The sequence below is a fragment of the Cobetia sp. 5-25-4-2 genome, from assembly GCF_013374075.1.
In the GTDB taxonomy this organism is placed as follows: Bacteria; Pseudomonadota; Gammaproteobacteria; order Pseudomonadales; family Halomonadaceae; genus Cobetia; species Cobetia marina.
The window spans coordinates 1-18,388 of sequence record NZ_BLWK01000006.1 but is presented as its reverse complement, the minus strand read 5'-3'; the positions used below and the strand labels follow the sequence as shown (position 1 = coordinate 18,388).

At 59.4% G+C, this 18,388-nt stretch carries 5 protein-coding genes; 3 read left to right on the top strand and 2 right to left on the bottom strand.

Translation table 11 applies throughout. From position 1 onward, the window contains the following. Positions 1-49: 49 nt before the first annotated feature. On the bottom strand, positions 50-979 hold the full coding sequence (locus HXS65_RS12810; protein ID WP_084208522.1) for a DMT family transporter: 930 nt from the start codon (positions 977-979) through the stop codon (positions 50-52). 386 nt (positions 980-1,365) lie between these two features. Between HXS65_RS12810 and HXS65_RS12805 the strand changes: the two genes are divergently transcribed. Beyond that, entirely contained in the window at positions 1,366-2,205 is an 840-nt protein-coding gene (locus HXS65_RS12805) for a cation diffusion facilitator family transporter (protein WP_255304508.1), read from the top strand. Between the two features lie 200 nt (positions 2,206-2,405). Here HXS65_RS12805 and HXS65_RS12800 read toward each other — a convergent pair whose 3' ends face one another. Further along, on the bottom strand, positions 2,406-3,788 hold the full coding sequence (locus tag HXS65_RS12800) for an NAD-dependent succinate-semialdehyde dehydrogenase (RefSeq protein WP_176494057.1): 1,383 nt from the start codon (positions 3,786-3,788) through the stop codon (positions 2,406-2,408). A 345-nt stretch (positions 3,789-4,133) separates the two neighbouring features. Between HXS65_RS12800 and HXS65_RS12795 the strand changes: the two genes are divergently transcribed. Further along, the gene (locus HXS65_RS12795) at positions 4,134-4,574 is read left to right on the top strand and encodes a phosphotyrosine protein phosphatase (RefSeq protein WP_077375822.1); all 441 of its coding nucleotides are present in this window, start codon (positions 4,134-4,136) and stop codon (positions 4,572-4,574) included. Positions 4,575-4,853: 279 nt separating this feature from the next. Then, on the top strand, positions 4,854-18,388 hold a 13,535-nt coding region (locus tag HXS65_RS12790), incomplete at its 3' end, for a VCBS domain-containing protein (RefSeq protein WP_176494055.1).

The window sequence follows — 18,388 nt, the reverse complement described above, 5'->3', positions numbered from 1 at the left end:
CGTCAGACATGGTGGCGACATGCCTGACACTCAAGTCAGGACGCTTTACTCACGAGGCAACCCGTCGCTGACGCCAGAGACGCGCGATCCATTGCCAGCGATTGATCAGCAGGGCCATGAAGATCAGTCCGCAGCCTGTCATCTGGATCAGGGTCATGCGCTCTCCGAACCAGGCCGCCGACATCAGGGCCGCCCAGACCGCTTCGAGCATCAGGATGACCGAGGCATGGCTGGGCGTAGTCAGGCTCTGTGCGTAAATCTGCAGGAAGAAACGCAGGGTGCTGGCGATCAGAGTGCTGGCCAGAAACCAGCTCAGGATGTCGAGACTGATGCCGGCCGGCCAGCTTTCGCTGATGGCCGACAGCACCAGGCAGGTGACGCCGGTGGTCATCAGCTGGATGGCTGTCAGCGGCAGGGCCGGGATATTGCGCACCAGACGTGAATTGAAGTTGAACACCAGGGCGAACAGGCAGGCAGCCCCGAAGATGAGCCATTGTGCCGGTTCAATATGAAAGCTTTCCGTAGCGCCGGGTTGTCCCATGCCCAACAGCGCGAAACCGAGCAGGGCGGTGGGCAGGGCGATCCAGGTGCTCATCGGCGGCCTGTCCTTGAACAGCAGGCGGGCGAGCACCGGTACCATCAGAATCCCGAAACTGTTGATGAACGCGATCACGCCGAGCTGCTCGGACAGTGCCACCCCCAATGACCAGCAGGCCATGGCACCGCCAAACAGGACGCCGACTCCACTGGCGCGCAGCTTGCGAGTAGTGGAGAGCTGTCTCAGCGAGCGAGCGTCGAAGATCGCCAGGATGAGGCCTGCCAGCAGGAAGCGGCTGCCGATGAACAGTAGCGGGGGCATCCCGGCCATGGCTTCCTTGGAGAAGATCCAGCCTGCGGCGGCGATGATGGTGACCAGCAGAAGCAACAGATCGGCCTTGAAAGGCGAGCGGGAAGGCGTCGTCTCGGTAGTGGTGCTCATGGGGTGGCGTCGGTTCCTTTGGGCATGGGAATGTCTGATCTCTATCCTAACAAGCTGATACAGGCGGTGCTGTCATATATCGGAACTTGCAAATTCAACAATGGAGCTTGAATTCCGTGGCAGGATAAGCCTAATGCAGAGGGAATCGATAGCGTTGCAGCGATCGATCTCGCGGCTTTTCACGAATGCAGGAATGGTGGTCAGGAGGCTGGATGGCGACATCGTCGCAGGACACGACATCGAAAGATCATGGGCATGAATCCGGACACGTGCATGCGCAGGGTCATTCACACGGTCATCACCATGGCCATTCACACGGCCATTCACATGGTCATGGACATCATGACCATGCACCTGAGGTGACCGCTGACAGCGAAAGGCGGGTCATGTTGGCGATGTGGCTGACCGGCGGGTTCATGCTGGCGGAAGTCGTCGGCGGGCTGGTGGCGGGCTCTCTGGCCTTGCTGGCGGACGCCGGCCATATGCTCAGTGATACCGTGTCGCTGGCATTGGCGTGGGGAGCGTTTCGCCTCGGACATCGCGCAGCGACCCGCAAGCTGACCTTCGGCTATGCGCGTTTTCAGGTGCTCGCCGCGTTCGTCAATGGCCTGACATTGCTGGTCATCGGGGTCGCGATCGTGATGGCTGCCCTCAAGCGCCTGTGGCTGCCGTCTGAGGTGCTGGCAGGGCCGATGCTGGCGATTGCCGTGCTCGGACTTGTCGTCAACATCGCGGCATTCTGGATATTGCACAAGGGAGATCAGGACAATCTCAATCTCCGCGGCGCCCTGCTGCATGTCATGGGCGACCTGCTGGGTTCCGTGGCGGCCATCATTGCCTCGCTGGTCATCATGACCACCGGCTGGAATCAGGCCGACCCGTTGCTGTCGATGCTCGCAGCGGTACTGATACTGCGCGGTGCCTGGTCGCTGGTGAAACGCTCGGCGCATACCTTGCTGGAAGGGACGCCGGAGCAACTTGACCACGAGAAAATCCAGGCGGGTCTACTGACACTGGAGGGAGTGGATGGTGTGCATGATCTCCATCTGTGGGGCCTGACGCCTCAATCCCCGGTTGCCAGCCTGCATGTGGTGGTGGCCGATACCGGCATTCCCGGCGAGGTGCTTGAGCGGGTCCAGGCCTATCTGCTCGATACCCATGCGATCTCGCACGTCACGGTGCAGCTGGAAGGCGAAGCCTGTCTGCAGGGCTGCGTGTCTCGTTGATGGAGACGGTTGATGGAGACGGCTGACGGCACGCAGACAGGACAAGTGATGCCGGCGCTCGTGCAGAGCCTGGGAGCCTTCTGACGCAAGACGCCCCGCTGAAAAGCGGGGCGTTGTTGATTGCAGCCCATGGGCTGCCTGACCTCGTGACATCGATGCCTCGAGAGCTCAGTGCTCAAGGACATCGATGACGTGTCACCTCAGTGCTTGGCGACATAGACGGTGCGGATGTTCATGAAGGCACCGAAGCCATATTCGCTCTGCTCACGACCATAGCCGCTGCCTTTGACACCGCCGAAGGGCAGTTGGGCGAAAGGCGTGGTCGGGCGATTGACGAAGCTCATGCCGGCTTCCAGCTGACGCGAGACACGTTCGCCGCGCTCGTCGTCCTTGGCCACCACCGTGCTGCCCAGACCGTAGGGGCAGTCGTTGGCGAGCTCGATGGCATGCGCCTCGTTCTCCGCGACCACCACGGAAGCGACCGGGCCGAACAGCTCTTTATTGAAGGCTGGATTGCCCTGGGTGACGTTGGTCAGCACCGTCGGCGGATACCAGGCACCCTCGCGATCCGGAATTTCGCCACCGCATTCCAGCTTGGCGCCAGCCTTGATGGCACGCTGCACCTGATCATGCAGGTCATCGCGCAGGTCCTTGCGTGACATCGGACCGATGTCGACCCCTTCGTTGAGCGGGTCATCCATGCGCATGTCCTTCACTTTCTCGATCAGACGTCTGGAGAAGTCCTCGGCGATCGACTTGTCGACGATCAAGCGCTTGGAGGCGGCACAGCTCTGGCCGGTATTGTCGAAACGTCCGGCGATGGCGAGATCCACCGCGCGCTCGATGTCGGCGTCATCCAGCACGATCAACGGATCGATACCCCCCAGTTCCAGCACGCTGGGCTTGAGCGCCGCACCGGCCTGCTCGGCGACCTTGCGGCCTGCCTCTTCGCTGCCGGTGAGGGTCACGCCCTGCACGACAGGATCATTGATGATGTCTTCGATCATCTCGGAGCCCACCGGCAGCCAGGTGAAGATGCCATCTTCGAAACCGGCCTCATGGAACAGCTGGGTGATCAGCTCAGCGCAACCTGGGACGTTGGAGGCATGCTTCATCAGGCAGACGTTGCCACCTGCCAGTGCCGGGGTCGCGAAGCGGATGACCTGATAGAGCGGATAGTTCCACGGCATTACGCCCAGCACTGCGCCGATGGGGTCCTTGACGATCTTCGCTCTGACGGCACCCTCGACGTCGCGCTGCTCGGTTTCCATCAACGTGGGCAGGTTGTCGGCGTAGAAACGCGCGATGCTGGAGGAGATCTGCGTCTCGCTGATGCCCTGCTGATACGGCTTGCCCATCTCATGGGCGATCAAGGTGGCAATGTCCTGCTGGCGCTGATCTATCAGGTCTGCCAGTGCGTGCAGACGTTTCGCACGTTCTTCCAGCGAGAGCTGACGATATTGCGGATAGGCAGTGCGCGTCTGTTCCAGTTTCTGCTGAACCTCGTCCTTGCTCAGCGTGGCGTATTCATTGAGAACCTTGTCATTGGCCGGATTGGTCGCGGTCAGTGTCTTGTTGCTCATCTTGCCTCCCTATCTGGGTGCTGGTTCAGCGAGTGGCCGAGCGGCGGATGTCACATGAGCGACATCGACCTTGGATCAGCCACCTCATTGGCTACACGACAAGAGTTGGAGATGCCGCCGCTGACCTTCAAGAGCCGAGGTGATCGATCTGGCGTCATCTCAGTGTTGCCATTCGAGCACGCGCTTCCCCCTTGAAACGTCACAGGCTGCGTCCATCGAGCCTCGCAAGCCTGCCGCACGGGCTGCCAGCATGCGACAATGGCCCTCTGGTGTCCGGGCGCGGGAAAGCGTCTCCCCCCGGGCCATCGACATGAGTGTAAGCGTCACAAGGAAGAGGAAGTCAGCGTGTTCAACAATATTCTGGTGGTGTGTACCGGCAATATCTGTCGCAGTCCGGTCGGTGAGGCACTGCTGAAGCAAGCGTTGCCGGGCAAGACGGTTCACTCGGCGGGTGTGGGCGCATTGGTCGATCATCCTGTCGAACCCACGGCGGCTAGATTCGCTCTCGAGTCCGGTCTGGAGGTTGATGGGCATCGTGCGCGGCAGGTATCGGTCGAGATGTTGACGGCGGCGGATCTGATTCTGGTCATGAGCGATGGTCATCGTCGTGCCATCAACCAGATGGCACCGCAAGTCAGTGGCAAGACGATGATGTTCGGCCGCTGGCTGGCGGGGGGGCAGGGCGAAGAGATTCCGGATCCCTATCGCAAGAGTGAAGAGGCCTTCCGGCACGCGCACCAGAAACTCGTGGACGCTGCGGCGCTGTGGGTCAAGAAACTGTCGTAACCAAGGTCCAGCTTTTGTCGAAATCCAAAAGATGACCTGTATAGTTTTTAGAGAGAGGCTAAGTGCGATGCGCATAGTCTCTTTTTCATGTTGGTACAGTCACCACGGGACTGATCTGCGAGTACCTCTTGATCCAAGATCCTGAAATTTTGACTGTTTCAATGGATCGAATTCTCAAGCGTGGAAGGAACGTGAATTTTTGTTACGTTCCATTCGACGCAAGGCATAACGTATCTTTGTGTAACTGATAATTTCACAAATTTACAATGGTGCCCATCCATGCGCGAACTCGATCTCCAGGCTCTTGAGCCCCGTCTATTGCTGGATGCCGCTGCCGCCGTGACCATTGCGGAGGGCGCCGATAGTCAAGGTGATCAGGTGAAGGCCACCGGCGATGGCGCCACGCTGTCGGGAACGGAGGATTCGAGCTTCAGTCTGTCGAGTCTGAGTGTCACGGACAGTGGCAATGTGGACGATGAAGGCAACGCCACGGATGAGTACTCGCTGACGCTGAATCTGGATCAGGCAGCGGCTGATGCCGGGGCAGCCTTCGATGATGGCGGCAGCAGCTCCACGTTGACCGGCACGGCTGAGGAGATCACCGCTCAGCTCGCGAATCTCTTGGTAACTCCCGGTGCGGATTACACCGACGATATCACCTTGAGCCTGAGTCTCACGGAAACCACGGACGGCGTCGTGGATCCTGACCGAGGCAGCCTCGATTTCGTCGTCACTCTGACGCCAGTGAACGATGACCCGGTATTCGGGGACAGCGGAGCGACGGTCACGGAAGCGGGGAGTTTCACCTTCTCCATCGAGGCGCTGGGTCTGAGTGACCCGGATATCGTCAGCGGTGAGCAGGACACCGACCAGCTGATCATCGAGATCGATAGCCTGCCGTCGGGCGGCTCGCTGACGTTCAATGGTTCGCCGGTAGCGATTGGTTCAAGTTTCGATGCCGACCAGCTCGGCAAGCTGGTCTATACCCATGCCGGTGGCGATGTCGCCGTCGGGGACAATGACAGCTTCGCCATCACGGTGGTGGATGGCGCGGGTGGTGAGGCCTCCAATTCTCTCAATATCGAGCTGATTCCTGACAATGCCGCGCCGACCATCACGGGCGACCCGCAGCAGTTCGAGGGCGAAAATGCTCGGCTTGGCCTGAGCTACACCGATGAAGAGTCCGGCCATGCCGATGCTGCCGAGAATGCCACGGTGGAGATCACCGACCTGGGCAATCTTGCGGACCGTGGCACCCTCTACCTGGATTTCGACGAGGACGGTATCGCGGATGCGGATGAAATCATCTCCAGCCCTTCGAGCGATGCCGCCAGCTTTACCGCGGACAAGCTCCAGTACCTGTCATTTGCCCATGATGGCGATGAACCGGACGTTGATGACTTGCCCAGTTTCACCCTCAGGGTGACCGACGCCGGCGGTGGCGAAGGGGCGGGAAATGAGCTTTCCAGTGACCGCACCGTCGAGATCAGCATTCTCGAGAATGACGATGACCCGACGCTGACGCCCACCACAGAGGTGCTGGATGCCACTGGCGAGGCGGTATTGATCGATGCATCTGCCCTGAACGCGATAGATCCTGACAGCACCGATGATCAGCTGAGCTACAAGATCGAGACCTTGCCGAGCTTTGGTGAGATCCAGATTCTCAATGGGACTGACTGGGTCAAGCTGCCGGTGGGTGGCACCTTCTCGCAGGCGCAGGTCACGGCGGGCGAGGTCCGCTATCAACAGACCCTCGTGGATGGCACTGGAGGCACGGCGGACGATTTCACCTTCACGTTGGTGGATTCCGAATTCAAGGCGTTTGAAGAGGCAGGAGACGCAGGGACCTGGGGCGGTACGGATTCACCGACCGTCGGCACGCTGAATTTCCTGATTGACAATGTGGCCGGTGGCTCCGGGGAGCAGCAACAGGAGACCATCTACGCCGAAAAAGTGAACAATACCGGCGTCACCGTGAGCGAAAGCACGTCCGATCCTGCTTCCTCTGCGGTGGTCATCACAGACGCCATGCTCAAGTATGGCGCCGAGTTGGACGGCTACGTGCTGCCTGCGACCCAGATCGTCTACACCGTGACGAACATACCGACCAACGGGACGCTGTTCCTGGATGGTCAGGCGATTTCCGACTTCGGCAGCTTCACCCAGGAAGATATCGATAACGGGCTGGTCACCTTCCTGCACGATGGCAGCGAAGGTCATGAGTCCAGCTTCACGTTCACCCTCCTGCCGACGGACCTCGACAAGGATCCCGCCACGCTCGACCCCATTACTGATGTCTTCACCATCGACGCAACACCCGTCAATGATGCGCCGGTCGTGGGTAACTCGAGTGTCAGTCTGCTCGAGAAGACCGATACGACGGACGGCATCGTTCGTATCACCAATCTGGTGATGTCGGATGTGGATGGCAGTCTGGAGGATCTGGTCGGCGAGGGTGAAAGTGATGACCTCTGGTTCCAGATCACCAGCACCGAGCTGAGCGGAGGATCACTCGAGGTCTGGAATGGCGACAGCTGGGAGGCAGCCTCCACCGATGTCTGGTACTCCCAGGCGATTCTGACCGCACAGGCGGATGGCCAGTCAGGGGGATTGCGTTACGTCCACGATGGTGGTGAAAGTGTCGACTCCCTGAACGACAGCTTTACATTCATCGTGCGGGATGACCTGGCAGCGCCGTCTGATCCCTTCGCGACGAACTCCTCTACACCGACTGACAACGGACTCGACACCAGTGTCGTGTCCAATATCGGCAACGTCACCATTGCCGTGACGCCTTTCAATGATGCGCCGTTGATCCCGCTCACTTCCGATGCTGCGGATCAGACCGTCGTCGATGCACTCGATCAATCGTCCACCTCCGCCAACAATGTGCTGACCTTGGGGGAAGGTGAGTCTTCTGTCATCGACAACAGCCTGCTGCAAGCCGTTGATAGCGACAACACCACGCGTCAGTCGACCTTCGTGATCAAGAGCCTGCCGGAAAACGGCAATCTGACGCTGAATGGCAAGATATTGCGTGTGGGTAGCTCCTTCACGCAGGCCGATATCGACAATGGTCTGCTGGAATATGTGCACGATGGCGGGGAAACTCGCGCCGACGACTTCACCTTTACCGTCAGTGATGGGCCGCTGACGACGGAAGTCGCGACGTTCAGTATCGAGATTACACCACTGAATGATTCGCCTGAGATCGCCTCGACGCAGCCATCTGATCGTTTGATCCCGCCCTCTACGGCGCTGTCTGCCCTTGATCTGGGAAATGTCTTCACCATCGGTGATGTCGACGTTCTGGATCCCGATTCCAATTTGGGTATCGATGCTGGCGAGACTGATGGCATCAAGGTATCACTCTCGCTCAAGGATGCAGGTGGGGCTGTTGTCCCGTTTACCACTGCTGTACTGACGGCTTTGCCGAGTGGTACCGATTCCACTGTCATCACTGATGCCAATACCTTGGTGGTTGAGGGTACCTTGGAGGCTGTTCAGGCTTCCCTTGAGACATTATCTGTGCAGATGGTTCTGGATACTCTCAATGGTGAAGCAGACCCCGACGCTCGTTGGACTCTCGAAGCCGTAGTGGACGATCGTCTTGAGAGTGGCAGTCCGAACGGTGGCCCTGACAATGAAGGCGGCGAAGCCATCGGCGATGACTTCAATACGGCAACGGCCAGTGTCGAGCTGTGGGCATCCACCGAGAACGACGCACCGGTCGTGACAATGCCGTCTGATGTTTCTGAATTGACCGTGACCGAAGACGGCGGCTATCAGGATATCGGCACCATCACGGTGACGGACGCCGACAGCTTCGATACCGATATCACCGTCGTGCTGAGCGTCCCGAATGGCACGTTGCAGATCACGGATGCGGGTGATGCGACTGTCAGCAACGATGGCACTGACACCATCACCCTGGTGGGAACTCAGGAAGAGCTCGCGACCGCCTTGGCAAACGTCCAGTACCAGCCGGATGCCAATGACAATGGCACTGTGACGCTGACCGTCACCGCGACGGATACCGACCTTCATGGTGACAGCACCGCACTCACCACGGCCGCCACCTCAGATATCACCATCACTGCCGTCAATGATGAGCCGGTACTGACCTCCACTACGCCGGTGCAGACGATGGATGATGGTCAGCCCCTGACTATCACTGGCCTTTCCGTCGCAGACATCAATGATGTCGGTCAAGAAGTCTTCACTGATAGCCAGACCGTGACAGTGACTGTGCGGGGCGGCGCCACGGGTGAAACCGGCGGCACCTTGAATATGGATGCTGTCGGAGTCACTGGCAACGGTACCAGTGAAGTGACCCTGACGGGGACGCTAAGCGAAATCAATGCCGCGCTTGATGACCTCGTATTGACTGCCGCTGAAGTGAATGCAGATACGTCAGTGATACTTGATGTCGAGTTCAGTGATGATGGAAATGGTAACTTGGCTCTAGCCAATGCCTTTGCTATCTCCACCGCCATAACGGTCAATGTTTCTGGCACCAACGATGCACCGACCATCTCTGCCCCGACCGGTACAACCACCCTGGTCGAGGACGGCAGTCTCTCGCTGTCAGCGCTCGGAGTCACCCTTGATGATTCTGATGATTTCGGTGCTGACAACCTGACGCTCACGCTGAGCGTGGATCACGGTACCTTCAGCAATGGCACCAACACCATCATCTTGACGGGTACCGTCGCATCGCTTCAGGCCTCACTGGATAGCGAGGTCTATACCCCCGCAGCTGACTTCTATGGTGAGGATACCCTCAGCATCGTGCTCAATGATGCCGGCAATACCGGACAGGGCGGTGCAGAGGAGGCGAGCCGTGACATCACTCTCACGGTGACGCCGGTCAATGATCGACCGGTGGCCGATGGTACCGATGAATACATCGTTGCCGTCGATGAAGATACTGCAGCTGATGCGATCGCCGGAACGGATCTCTATACCCTGCTGGTCGATCAGTACGATGACGCGACTGATGATCAAGTCGACGAAAATGGTTTCACGGCTGACAGCGAAGCCACCTTGCTGACTTATGTCGCCATTTCCGGCAACACTGCGACCAGTGATCAGGGCACATGGCAGGTATTCATCGATGCTGAATGGGTCGACATTCCCTCGGGGCTATCCGATAGCAGTGCAATGATCGTATCGGCAGATGCCGATATCCGCTTCGTTCTGGCTGATGACTTCAATGGCGTACCGGGTTCGTTGACCGTCCGTCTTGGTGACGGCAGTAATACCAGCATCGAGACCAGCGGTTCCGCTGGCGAATTGAAAGATCTGGCTGGTGAATCCAACGGTAACCTGGGCGATCAGACGGGCGTCTGGTCGGATGTTCAAATTGCCATAGGTACCAGCGTCATCGAGGCCAACGACGCCCCGACCACTCGCTTCGACAGCGTTGGTCTGGTATCCATCGACGAAGATACCCCCAATCCGGCAGGCGACACCGTTGCCAATCTGATGGCGGACAATTTCGATGATGACAGTGCTGATGATCAGACCGATGAGGCGGTTTCTGGCGGTAGTAAGGCCGATGATTTCGCCGGCGTTGCGATCATCTCCAACCCGTCAGTTGCGAGTGAGGGCACATGGCAGTATTCCACGGATACCGGGGTCACCTGGGCTGATCTACCGGCCGATGTCAGCGCTGACAATGCACTTGTTCTGTCACCCACTGACTCTCTGCGGTTTGTATCGATAGAGAATTATCACGGTGAGCCGACAGGGCTCGATTATGTCGTGGCTGACGATAGCAGTGGTGCTGTGACGTCAGGAACCCGTGTTGATGTTTCCATTTTTGATCAGAAAGGTATCTGGTCGGATGTCGCATCCGCCGCCACGCTCACCACCACCGTCAATGCCATCAATGATGCACCGGTGCTCACTGGCATCACGGCGCCGCAAGCCTTTGCCATCTCTGTTGCAGAGAATGATGGCGCAGGCACTGGCAGTGCCGAGGTAGCGTTGGTATCAGGCGCGTCGCTTTCGGATGTCGATACTGCCTTGGTCGGCGACAACTTCGGTGGTGGCGCCATCACGGTCAGCATCGATGCGGCGACGGATGCCGATGTGTTCTCCGTCGATGACTCTCTGGATGGCATTGCCAGTACGTCACTGGTCGATGGCACCCTGACGGTGACGCTCGACTCCGGTACCACGGCAGCTCAGGTCTCGGCATTGATCGATTCACTGACCTACCAGAACACCAGCGATGACCCCGACACCGACACACGCGCCTACACCGTGGTCGTCAATGACGGCAACAATGATGGACTGGCCGAAATCGACGGCGACTCGCTGGCCAGCAATACGCTGACCGGCTATCTGAAAGTCGTCGACAACAACGACGACCCGGTAGCCGTGGCGGATGCCGACTCAACCGATGAAGGCGTCGCGCTGTCCACCGCTGATACTACCAGTCTGCTCGACAACGACACCGACCTGGACACGCCCACTGCCGACTTCACCATCACTCAGGTGAATGGCAACACTGCCGGAGTCGGCAGCGCTGTCTCGGGCAGCACCGGTGGATCCTTCACGGTCAACGCCGATGGCACCTGGAGCTTTGATCCGGGCGCCGATTTTGATGGCCTCACTGAAGGTGAAAGTGCCGTCACCACCATTACCTATCAGGTCAGCGATGGCGAGGGTGGTGTCTCTACCGCCACTGTCAGCGTGACCGTCAATGGTGTGGATGACATTCCCACGCTGACCCTGGACACCGGCAATGTCACCGAAGACACCAATGTGTCAGCGGATGATGAGCTGACCACCAGTGGCACGCTGGATGCTGGCACCGGTGGCGACACCGGGGAAGACAAGTTCAGCGCTGAGACCGTGACCGGCACCTACGGCGAACTGACTGTCGATGCCGATGGCAACTGGACCTACAGTGCCGACAATACTCAGTCTGTCATCCAGCAGCTCAACCTGGGTGCCACCCTGACGGATACTTTGACGGTCACCAATGCGGACGGTGTCACCCAGACCACCGTCAGCATCACCATTACCGGCGTCAATGATGCACCGGTCGCTGTGGCGGATACTGGCACGACCGCAGAAAACGCTGATCTGAGCGTCGCGGCTGCCGCTGGCGTGCTGGCCAATGACACCGATATCGATACGGGCTCCACCAGCACTGTCAGCCAGGTCGCGGGGTCTAGCTCTGGCATAGGCACCGCTGTCGCCATGACGGGCGGTGGCACTGTCGCCATCGCTGCAGATGGCAGTTATGTCTTTGCGCCGGGCACCGACTTCGATGATCTCGCCGTGGGTGAGGCTGCGACCACCACCGTTGCCTATACCGTGCGTGACGACAACGGCGCTGAATCCAGCAATACCCTGACCATCACTGTCACCGGCGCTCAGGATGCTCCTGAAATTGCCGTGGAAGGTGCTGACAGCGCAGCGGAATCGTTGACCGAAACGGATGCATCGCTTGCGACCTCCGGCACCCTGTCCGTGAGTGATCTCGATACCGCTGATACCGTGACTGCCAGTGTCACCACGGTAACTGCGGAAGGTGACACGGATACTCTCGACAATACTGATCTGCTGGGCATGTTGAGTGTCGATGAAGGCACCCTCGTGGATGCTGCCAGCAATGACGGCACTCTCAGCTGGAGCTTCGACAGCTCAAGCGTCGAAGGGGAGGCCTTCGATCATCTGGCGGCAGGGGAAAGTCTGGTGCTGACCTACACCGTCGAGGTGGAGGACTCTCAGGGAGGGACGGCCCAGCAAGACATCACCATCACCATCAACGGCACCAATGACGCGCCTGTCATCGCCCTTGAGGACGGCGACAGTGATTCCGCTGCATTGACGGAAAGCGATGCGCCGCTGAGCACGTCCGGCACTCTCTCGGTGAGTGATCTCGATACCACGGATGAAGTGACGCCGAGCGTCGAATCGGTTGCCTCCACTGGTGATACCAATGATCTGACCGATGCCGAGCTGCTGAGCATGCTCAGCGTGGATGCGGATGCGATCATCGATGACGGCAGCAACGATGGCACCCTGACATGGGAATTCGATAGCAGCAGTGTCGGGGGTGACGCCTTCGACTACCTCGCCGTCGGCGAGACCCTTGAGCTCGCCTACACCGTGCTGGTGACTGACAGCGAAGGCGCGACGGCCGAACAGGTCGTGACCATCACCATCACCGGCAGCAATGATGCACCGCAGCTGGTGGCGGGTGAGCAGCCGGAGAATCAGAGTGGCAATGATGGTGAAGCCATCACGCCGTTCACCGTTTCCGATGCCTTCACTGATATCGATAACGATGCCGTACTGACTTACTCGGCCTCCAATTTGCCGGACGGTATCGAGATTGATCCGACCACCGGCGAGATCAGCGGTACCTTGTCTCCGGATGCCTCGATCGGCGGTGACAATGATGATGGCATCTACACCGTCACGTTGACTGGCACTGACGAGAATGGTGCCACCGTTACCACCACCTTCACCTGGGCCGTGGCCAACGTCGCGCCGCAAGCCTTCGACAACACTGCTGAGCTTGATGAAGGCGTTGCCATCAGTGATACCAGCACCACCACCGGTAATGTGTTGAGCGATGGCGACACCAATGGCGATGTGGATGTCGATGGCGGCAACGACACGGATACGCTGATCGTCAGCGCAGTGGGCGCCGGCGCCAATGCCGGGACTGACACGACAGCGGGGTCTGCAGTCACTGGCACCTACGGCAGCGTCACCATCGCCGAGGATGGCAGCTATACCTACACCCTGGACAACACCAACGCGGACGTTCAGGCGCTGGCCGTCGGCGAAAGCCTCAACGAGACCTTCACCTATCAGATCTCTGACGGCCAGGGTGGCTTCGATACCGCGCTGCTCACCATTACGACCAACGGCACCAATGATGCGCCGGTCATTGCCATCGAAGGGGATGACGCCGCAACCGCCGCGCTGGATGAGTCAGATATTGCGCTGAGTGCGACGGGTACGCTTTCTGTCAGCGACCTGGACACCAGCGATACAGTGACGCCGAGCGTCACGGCCGTCGCCTCCAGCGGTGATACCAATGACCTGACCAATGCTGAGCTGCTTGCCATGCTCAGCGTGGATGCTGATGCGATCATTGACGGTGCCAGCAATGACGGCACTCTCAACTGGGCATTCGACAGCAGCAGCGCTGATGCGGAAGCCTTCGACTATCTGGGAGAAGGTGAGACGCTGGTACTGAATTACACCGTGTTGGTGACAGACAGCGAAGGGGCGACTGCCGAGCAGGTTGTCACCATCACCATCACTGGCAGCAATGATGCGCCGGTGCTCTCTGCGGACCCGGATGACCAGCCGGAAGATCAATCCAATGTCGACGGTGAGGCCATCACGCCCTTCACGGTGGCTGACGCCTTCACGGACATCGATACCACCGCGACGTTGACCTACAGCGCTGATGTGCTGCCGGCTGGCTTGTCCATCGACTCCGCTACCGGTGAAATCAGCGGCACCCTGACCAGCGATGCCTCTCAGGGCGGTGTGGAGGGTGTCTACACCATCACGCTGACCGCCACGGATGAATTCGGTGCAGATGTCAGCACCACGCTGACCTGGACCGTTGCCAACGTCGATCCTGTCGCCGAGAACGATGCTGCCTTCATTGATGAAGGTGTCGCCAGCAGCGATGCCAGCGACGTCACCGGCAATGTGCTGGGCGCGACTGGTGCCGGTGCCAATGATGAGGCCGACAGTGATGGCGGTAACGATGATGATGCTCTGATCGTCAGTGGTGTCGCCTTCGGTGCAGTGCCGGCCGCGTTCTCGTCTGCGGGTGACAGTGTGTCCGGCAACTATGGCTCCGTCGTCATTCTGGACGATGGCTCCTATACCTACAGTCTCGACAACACCGATGAGGACGTTCAAGCGCTCGCGGTCGGTCAGGTGCTCAGTGAGACCTTCACCTATCAGGTATCTGATGGACAGGGTGGCTTCGATACCGCCTTGTTGACTGTCACCATCAATGGCACCAATGATGCCCCGGTCATTGCGCTGGAAGGTGATGACAGCGCGGCGGAATCTCTGACCGAGACAGACGATACCCTCGCCACGTCTGGCACCTTGTCAGTCAGTGATCTGGATACCTCGGACAGCGTCACGCCGATTGTCGAATCCGTGGCCACGACCGGCGATGTCGATGGCCTGAGCGATGCCGAGCTGCTGGGCATGCTCTCCGTCGATGCCGATGCGATCATCGATGGCGTCAGCAATGATGGCACCCTGAATTGGGACTTCGATAGCTCGAGCGTCGCTGGTGAAGCCTTCGATCACCTCGCCGTCGGCGAAAGCCTGGTGCTGGATTACACCGTCCTCGTGACTGACAGCCAGGGTGCGACCGCCGAGCAGGTCGTCTCGATCACCATCAATGGCACCAACGATGCACCGATCATTGCCATCGAAGGTGATGACTCCGTTTCCGCTGCACTGACCGAGTCTGACATACCGCTGAACGCGACCGGCACGCTTTCCGTCAGTGATCTCGATACCAGCGATGAGGTCACTCCGAGTGTCGCCTCCGTCCTCTCCACCGGGGATACCAATGATCTGACCGATGCCGAGTTGCTCGACATGCTCAGCGTGGATGCTGATGCGATCATCGATGCTGCCAGCAATGACGGTACTCTCACCTGGACGTTTGACAGCAGCAGTGCTGCGGGCGAAGCCTTCGATCATCTCGCTGTCGGTGAGACGCTCGAGCTCGATTACACCGTGGTGGTCACCGACAGTCAGGGCGCGACCGCCGAACAGGTCGTGACCATCACCATCACCGGTACCAACGATGCGCCGGCGCTGGTAGCGGATGAACAGCCGGTAAATCAGAGCGACAACGATGGCGATACCATCACGCCGTTCTTCGTGGCGGATGCCTTCACTGACGTCGACAACGATGCTGTCCTGAGCTTCTCTGCGGATAACCTGCCGGACGGAATCGCGATTGATCCGGCCAGTGGCGAGATAAGCGGCACGCTGTCTGCGGATGCCTCTATCGGCGGTGACAACGGTGATGGCAGCTACACCGTCACCCTGACCGCGACGGATGAGAATGGCGCCACCGTCACCACGACCTTCACCTGGTCTGTGGCCAACGTCGCGCCGGAAGCCTACGACAATGTGGCGGACCTCGAAGAGGGCGTCGCGACTGGCGATACCAGCACCACCACCGGCAATGTCCTGACCGATGCGGAACCGGATACCGACACGGATGGCGGCAATGACAGTGATGCTCTGATCGTCAGTGGTATCGGTGCTGGCGCCAACGCCGGGACTGCGAGTGCCGTTGACACTGAGGTGACTGGCACCTACGGCAGCATCACCATTGCAGAAGATGGCAGCTACACCTACACGCTGGACAACACCGACGCGGATGTTCAGGCGCTAGCTGTCGGGGAAAGCCTCAACGAGACCTTCACTTACCAGATCTCCGATGGCCAGGGCGGCTTTGATACCGCGCTGCTCACCATCACCATCAACAGCACCAACGACGCCCCGGTCATCGACATTGATGTGGATGACAGTGCATCCGCTTCCTTGACGGAAACCGATGCGACTCTGAATGCCTCTGGCACCTTGTCGGTCAGTGATGTCGATACCACCGATGAAGTGACCCCCAGCGTCGCCTCTGTCGTTTCTACCGGTGACACCAATGGCCTGAGCAATGCTGAACTGCTGAGCATGCTCTCTGTTGATGCCGATGCCATCATCGGTGACGCCAGCACCGAGGGTACGCTGAACTGGGAGTTCGACAGCAGCAGTGTCGAAGGTGAAGCCTTCGATCATCTCGCTGTCGGCGAGACGCTCGAACTCGATTACACCGTGGTCGTCACCGATAGCCAGGGCGCGACGGCCGAACAGGTCGTGACCATCACCATCACCGGCACCAACGATGCGCCGGTGCTGGTGACTGACGAACAGCCGGCAGGTCAGAGCGACAACGATGGCGATACCATCACGCCGTTCTTCGTCACGGATGCCTTCACTGACGTCGACAACGATGCCGTGCTGAGCTTCTCTGCGGACAACCTGCCGGACGGTATCGCGATTGATCCGACCAGTGGCGAGATAAGCGGCACGCTGTCTCCGGATGCCTCCATCGGCGGTGACAACGCTGACGGCATCTACACCGTCACCCTGACCGCGACGGATGAGAATGGCGCCATTGTCACGACGACCTTTACCTGGGCCGTGGCCAATGTCGCGCCGGAAGCCTACGACAACGTGGCGGACCTCGAAGAGGGCATCGCAACCGGTGATAGCAGCACTACCACCGGCAATGTCCTGACCGATGCGGAACCGGATACCGATACGGATGGTGGCAATGACAGCGATGCTCTGATCGTCAGTGGTATCGGTGCAGGCGCCAACACCGGCACTGCCAGCGCAGTGGATACTGAGGTGACTGGCACTTATGGCAGCATCACCGTCGCTGAAGACGGCAGCTATACCTACACGCTCGACAACACCAACGCGGATGTTCAGGCGCTGGCTGTCGGAGAAAGCCTCAACGAGACCTTCACTTACCAGATTTCCGATGGTCAAGGCGGCTTTGACACGGCGCTGATCAGCATCACCATCAATGGCAGCAACGATGCGCCGGTCATCGCCATCGAAGGCGATGACAGTGCGGCTGAGTCGCTGACCGAGACGGACGCCACCCTGACCACCGCCGGCACGCTCTCCGTCAGTGATCTGGATACCACTGACGAAGTGACGCCGAGCGTCACCGCCGTGACCGCCACCGGTGACACCGACGGCCTGACCAATGCCGAGCTGCTGGGCATGCTCTCCGTCGACGCCGATGCCATCATCGATGGTGTCAGCAACGACGGTACGCTGAACTGGACCTTCGACAGCTCAAGCGTCGCCGGTGAAGCCTTCGATCACCTCGCCGTCGGCGAGAGCCTGGTGCTGGACTACACCGTGGTCGTCACCGACAGCCAGGGCGAGACCGCTGAGCAGGTCGTCAGCATCACCATCAATGGCAGCAACGATGCGCCAGTCATCGCCCTCGACGGCGACGACAGCGCGAGCGAGTCACTGACAGAAACCGATGCACCGCTGACCACCGCCGGCACGCTCTCTGTCAGCGATCTTGATACCACCGACGACGTGACGCCGAGCGTCACCGCCGTGACCGCCACCGGTGACACCGACGGCCTGACCAATGCCGAGCTGCTGGGCATGCTCTCCGTCGACGCCGATGCCATCATCGATGGTGTCAGCAACGACGGTACGCTGAACTGGACCTTCGACAGCTCAAGCGTCGCCGGTGAAGCCTTCGATCACCTCGCCGTCGGCGAGAGCCTGGTGCTGGACTACACCGTGGTCGTCACCGACAGCCAGGGTGTGACCGCCGAGCAGGTTGTCAGCATCACCATCAATGGCAGCAACGATGCGCCAGTCATCGCCATCGAAGGCGACGACAGCGCGGTCGAGTCACTGACAGAAACCGATGCACCGCTGACCACCGCCGGCACGCTCTCTGTCAGCGATCTTGATACCACCGACGAAGTGACGCCGAGCGTCACCGCCGTGACCGCCATTGGTGACACTGATGGCTTGAGCAACGATCAGCTGCTGAGCATGCTCAGTGTCGACGCCGATGCCATCATCGATGGTGTCAGCAACGACGGCACGCTGAACTGGACCTTCGACAGCTCAAGTGTCGCTGGCGAAGCCTTCGATCATCTCGCCGTCGGCGAGAGCCTGGTGCTGGATTACACCGTGGTCGTCACCGACAGCCAGGGTGTGACCGCTGAGCAGGT

Coding starts and splice junctions, on each gene's coding strand:
- HXS65_RS12810 (WP_084208522.1), bottom strand. CDS start 979: ATGAGCACCACTACCGAGACGACGCCTTCCCGCTCGCCTTTCAAGGCC.
- HXS65_RS12805 (WP_255304508.1), top strand. CDS start 1,366: ATGTTGGCGATGTGGCTGACCGGCGGGTTCATGCTGGCGGAAGTCGTC.
- HXS65_RS12800 (WP_176494057.1), bottom strand. CDS start 3,788: ATGAGCAACAAGACACTGACCGCGACCAATCCGGCCAATGACAAGGTT.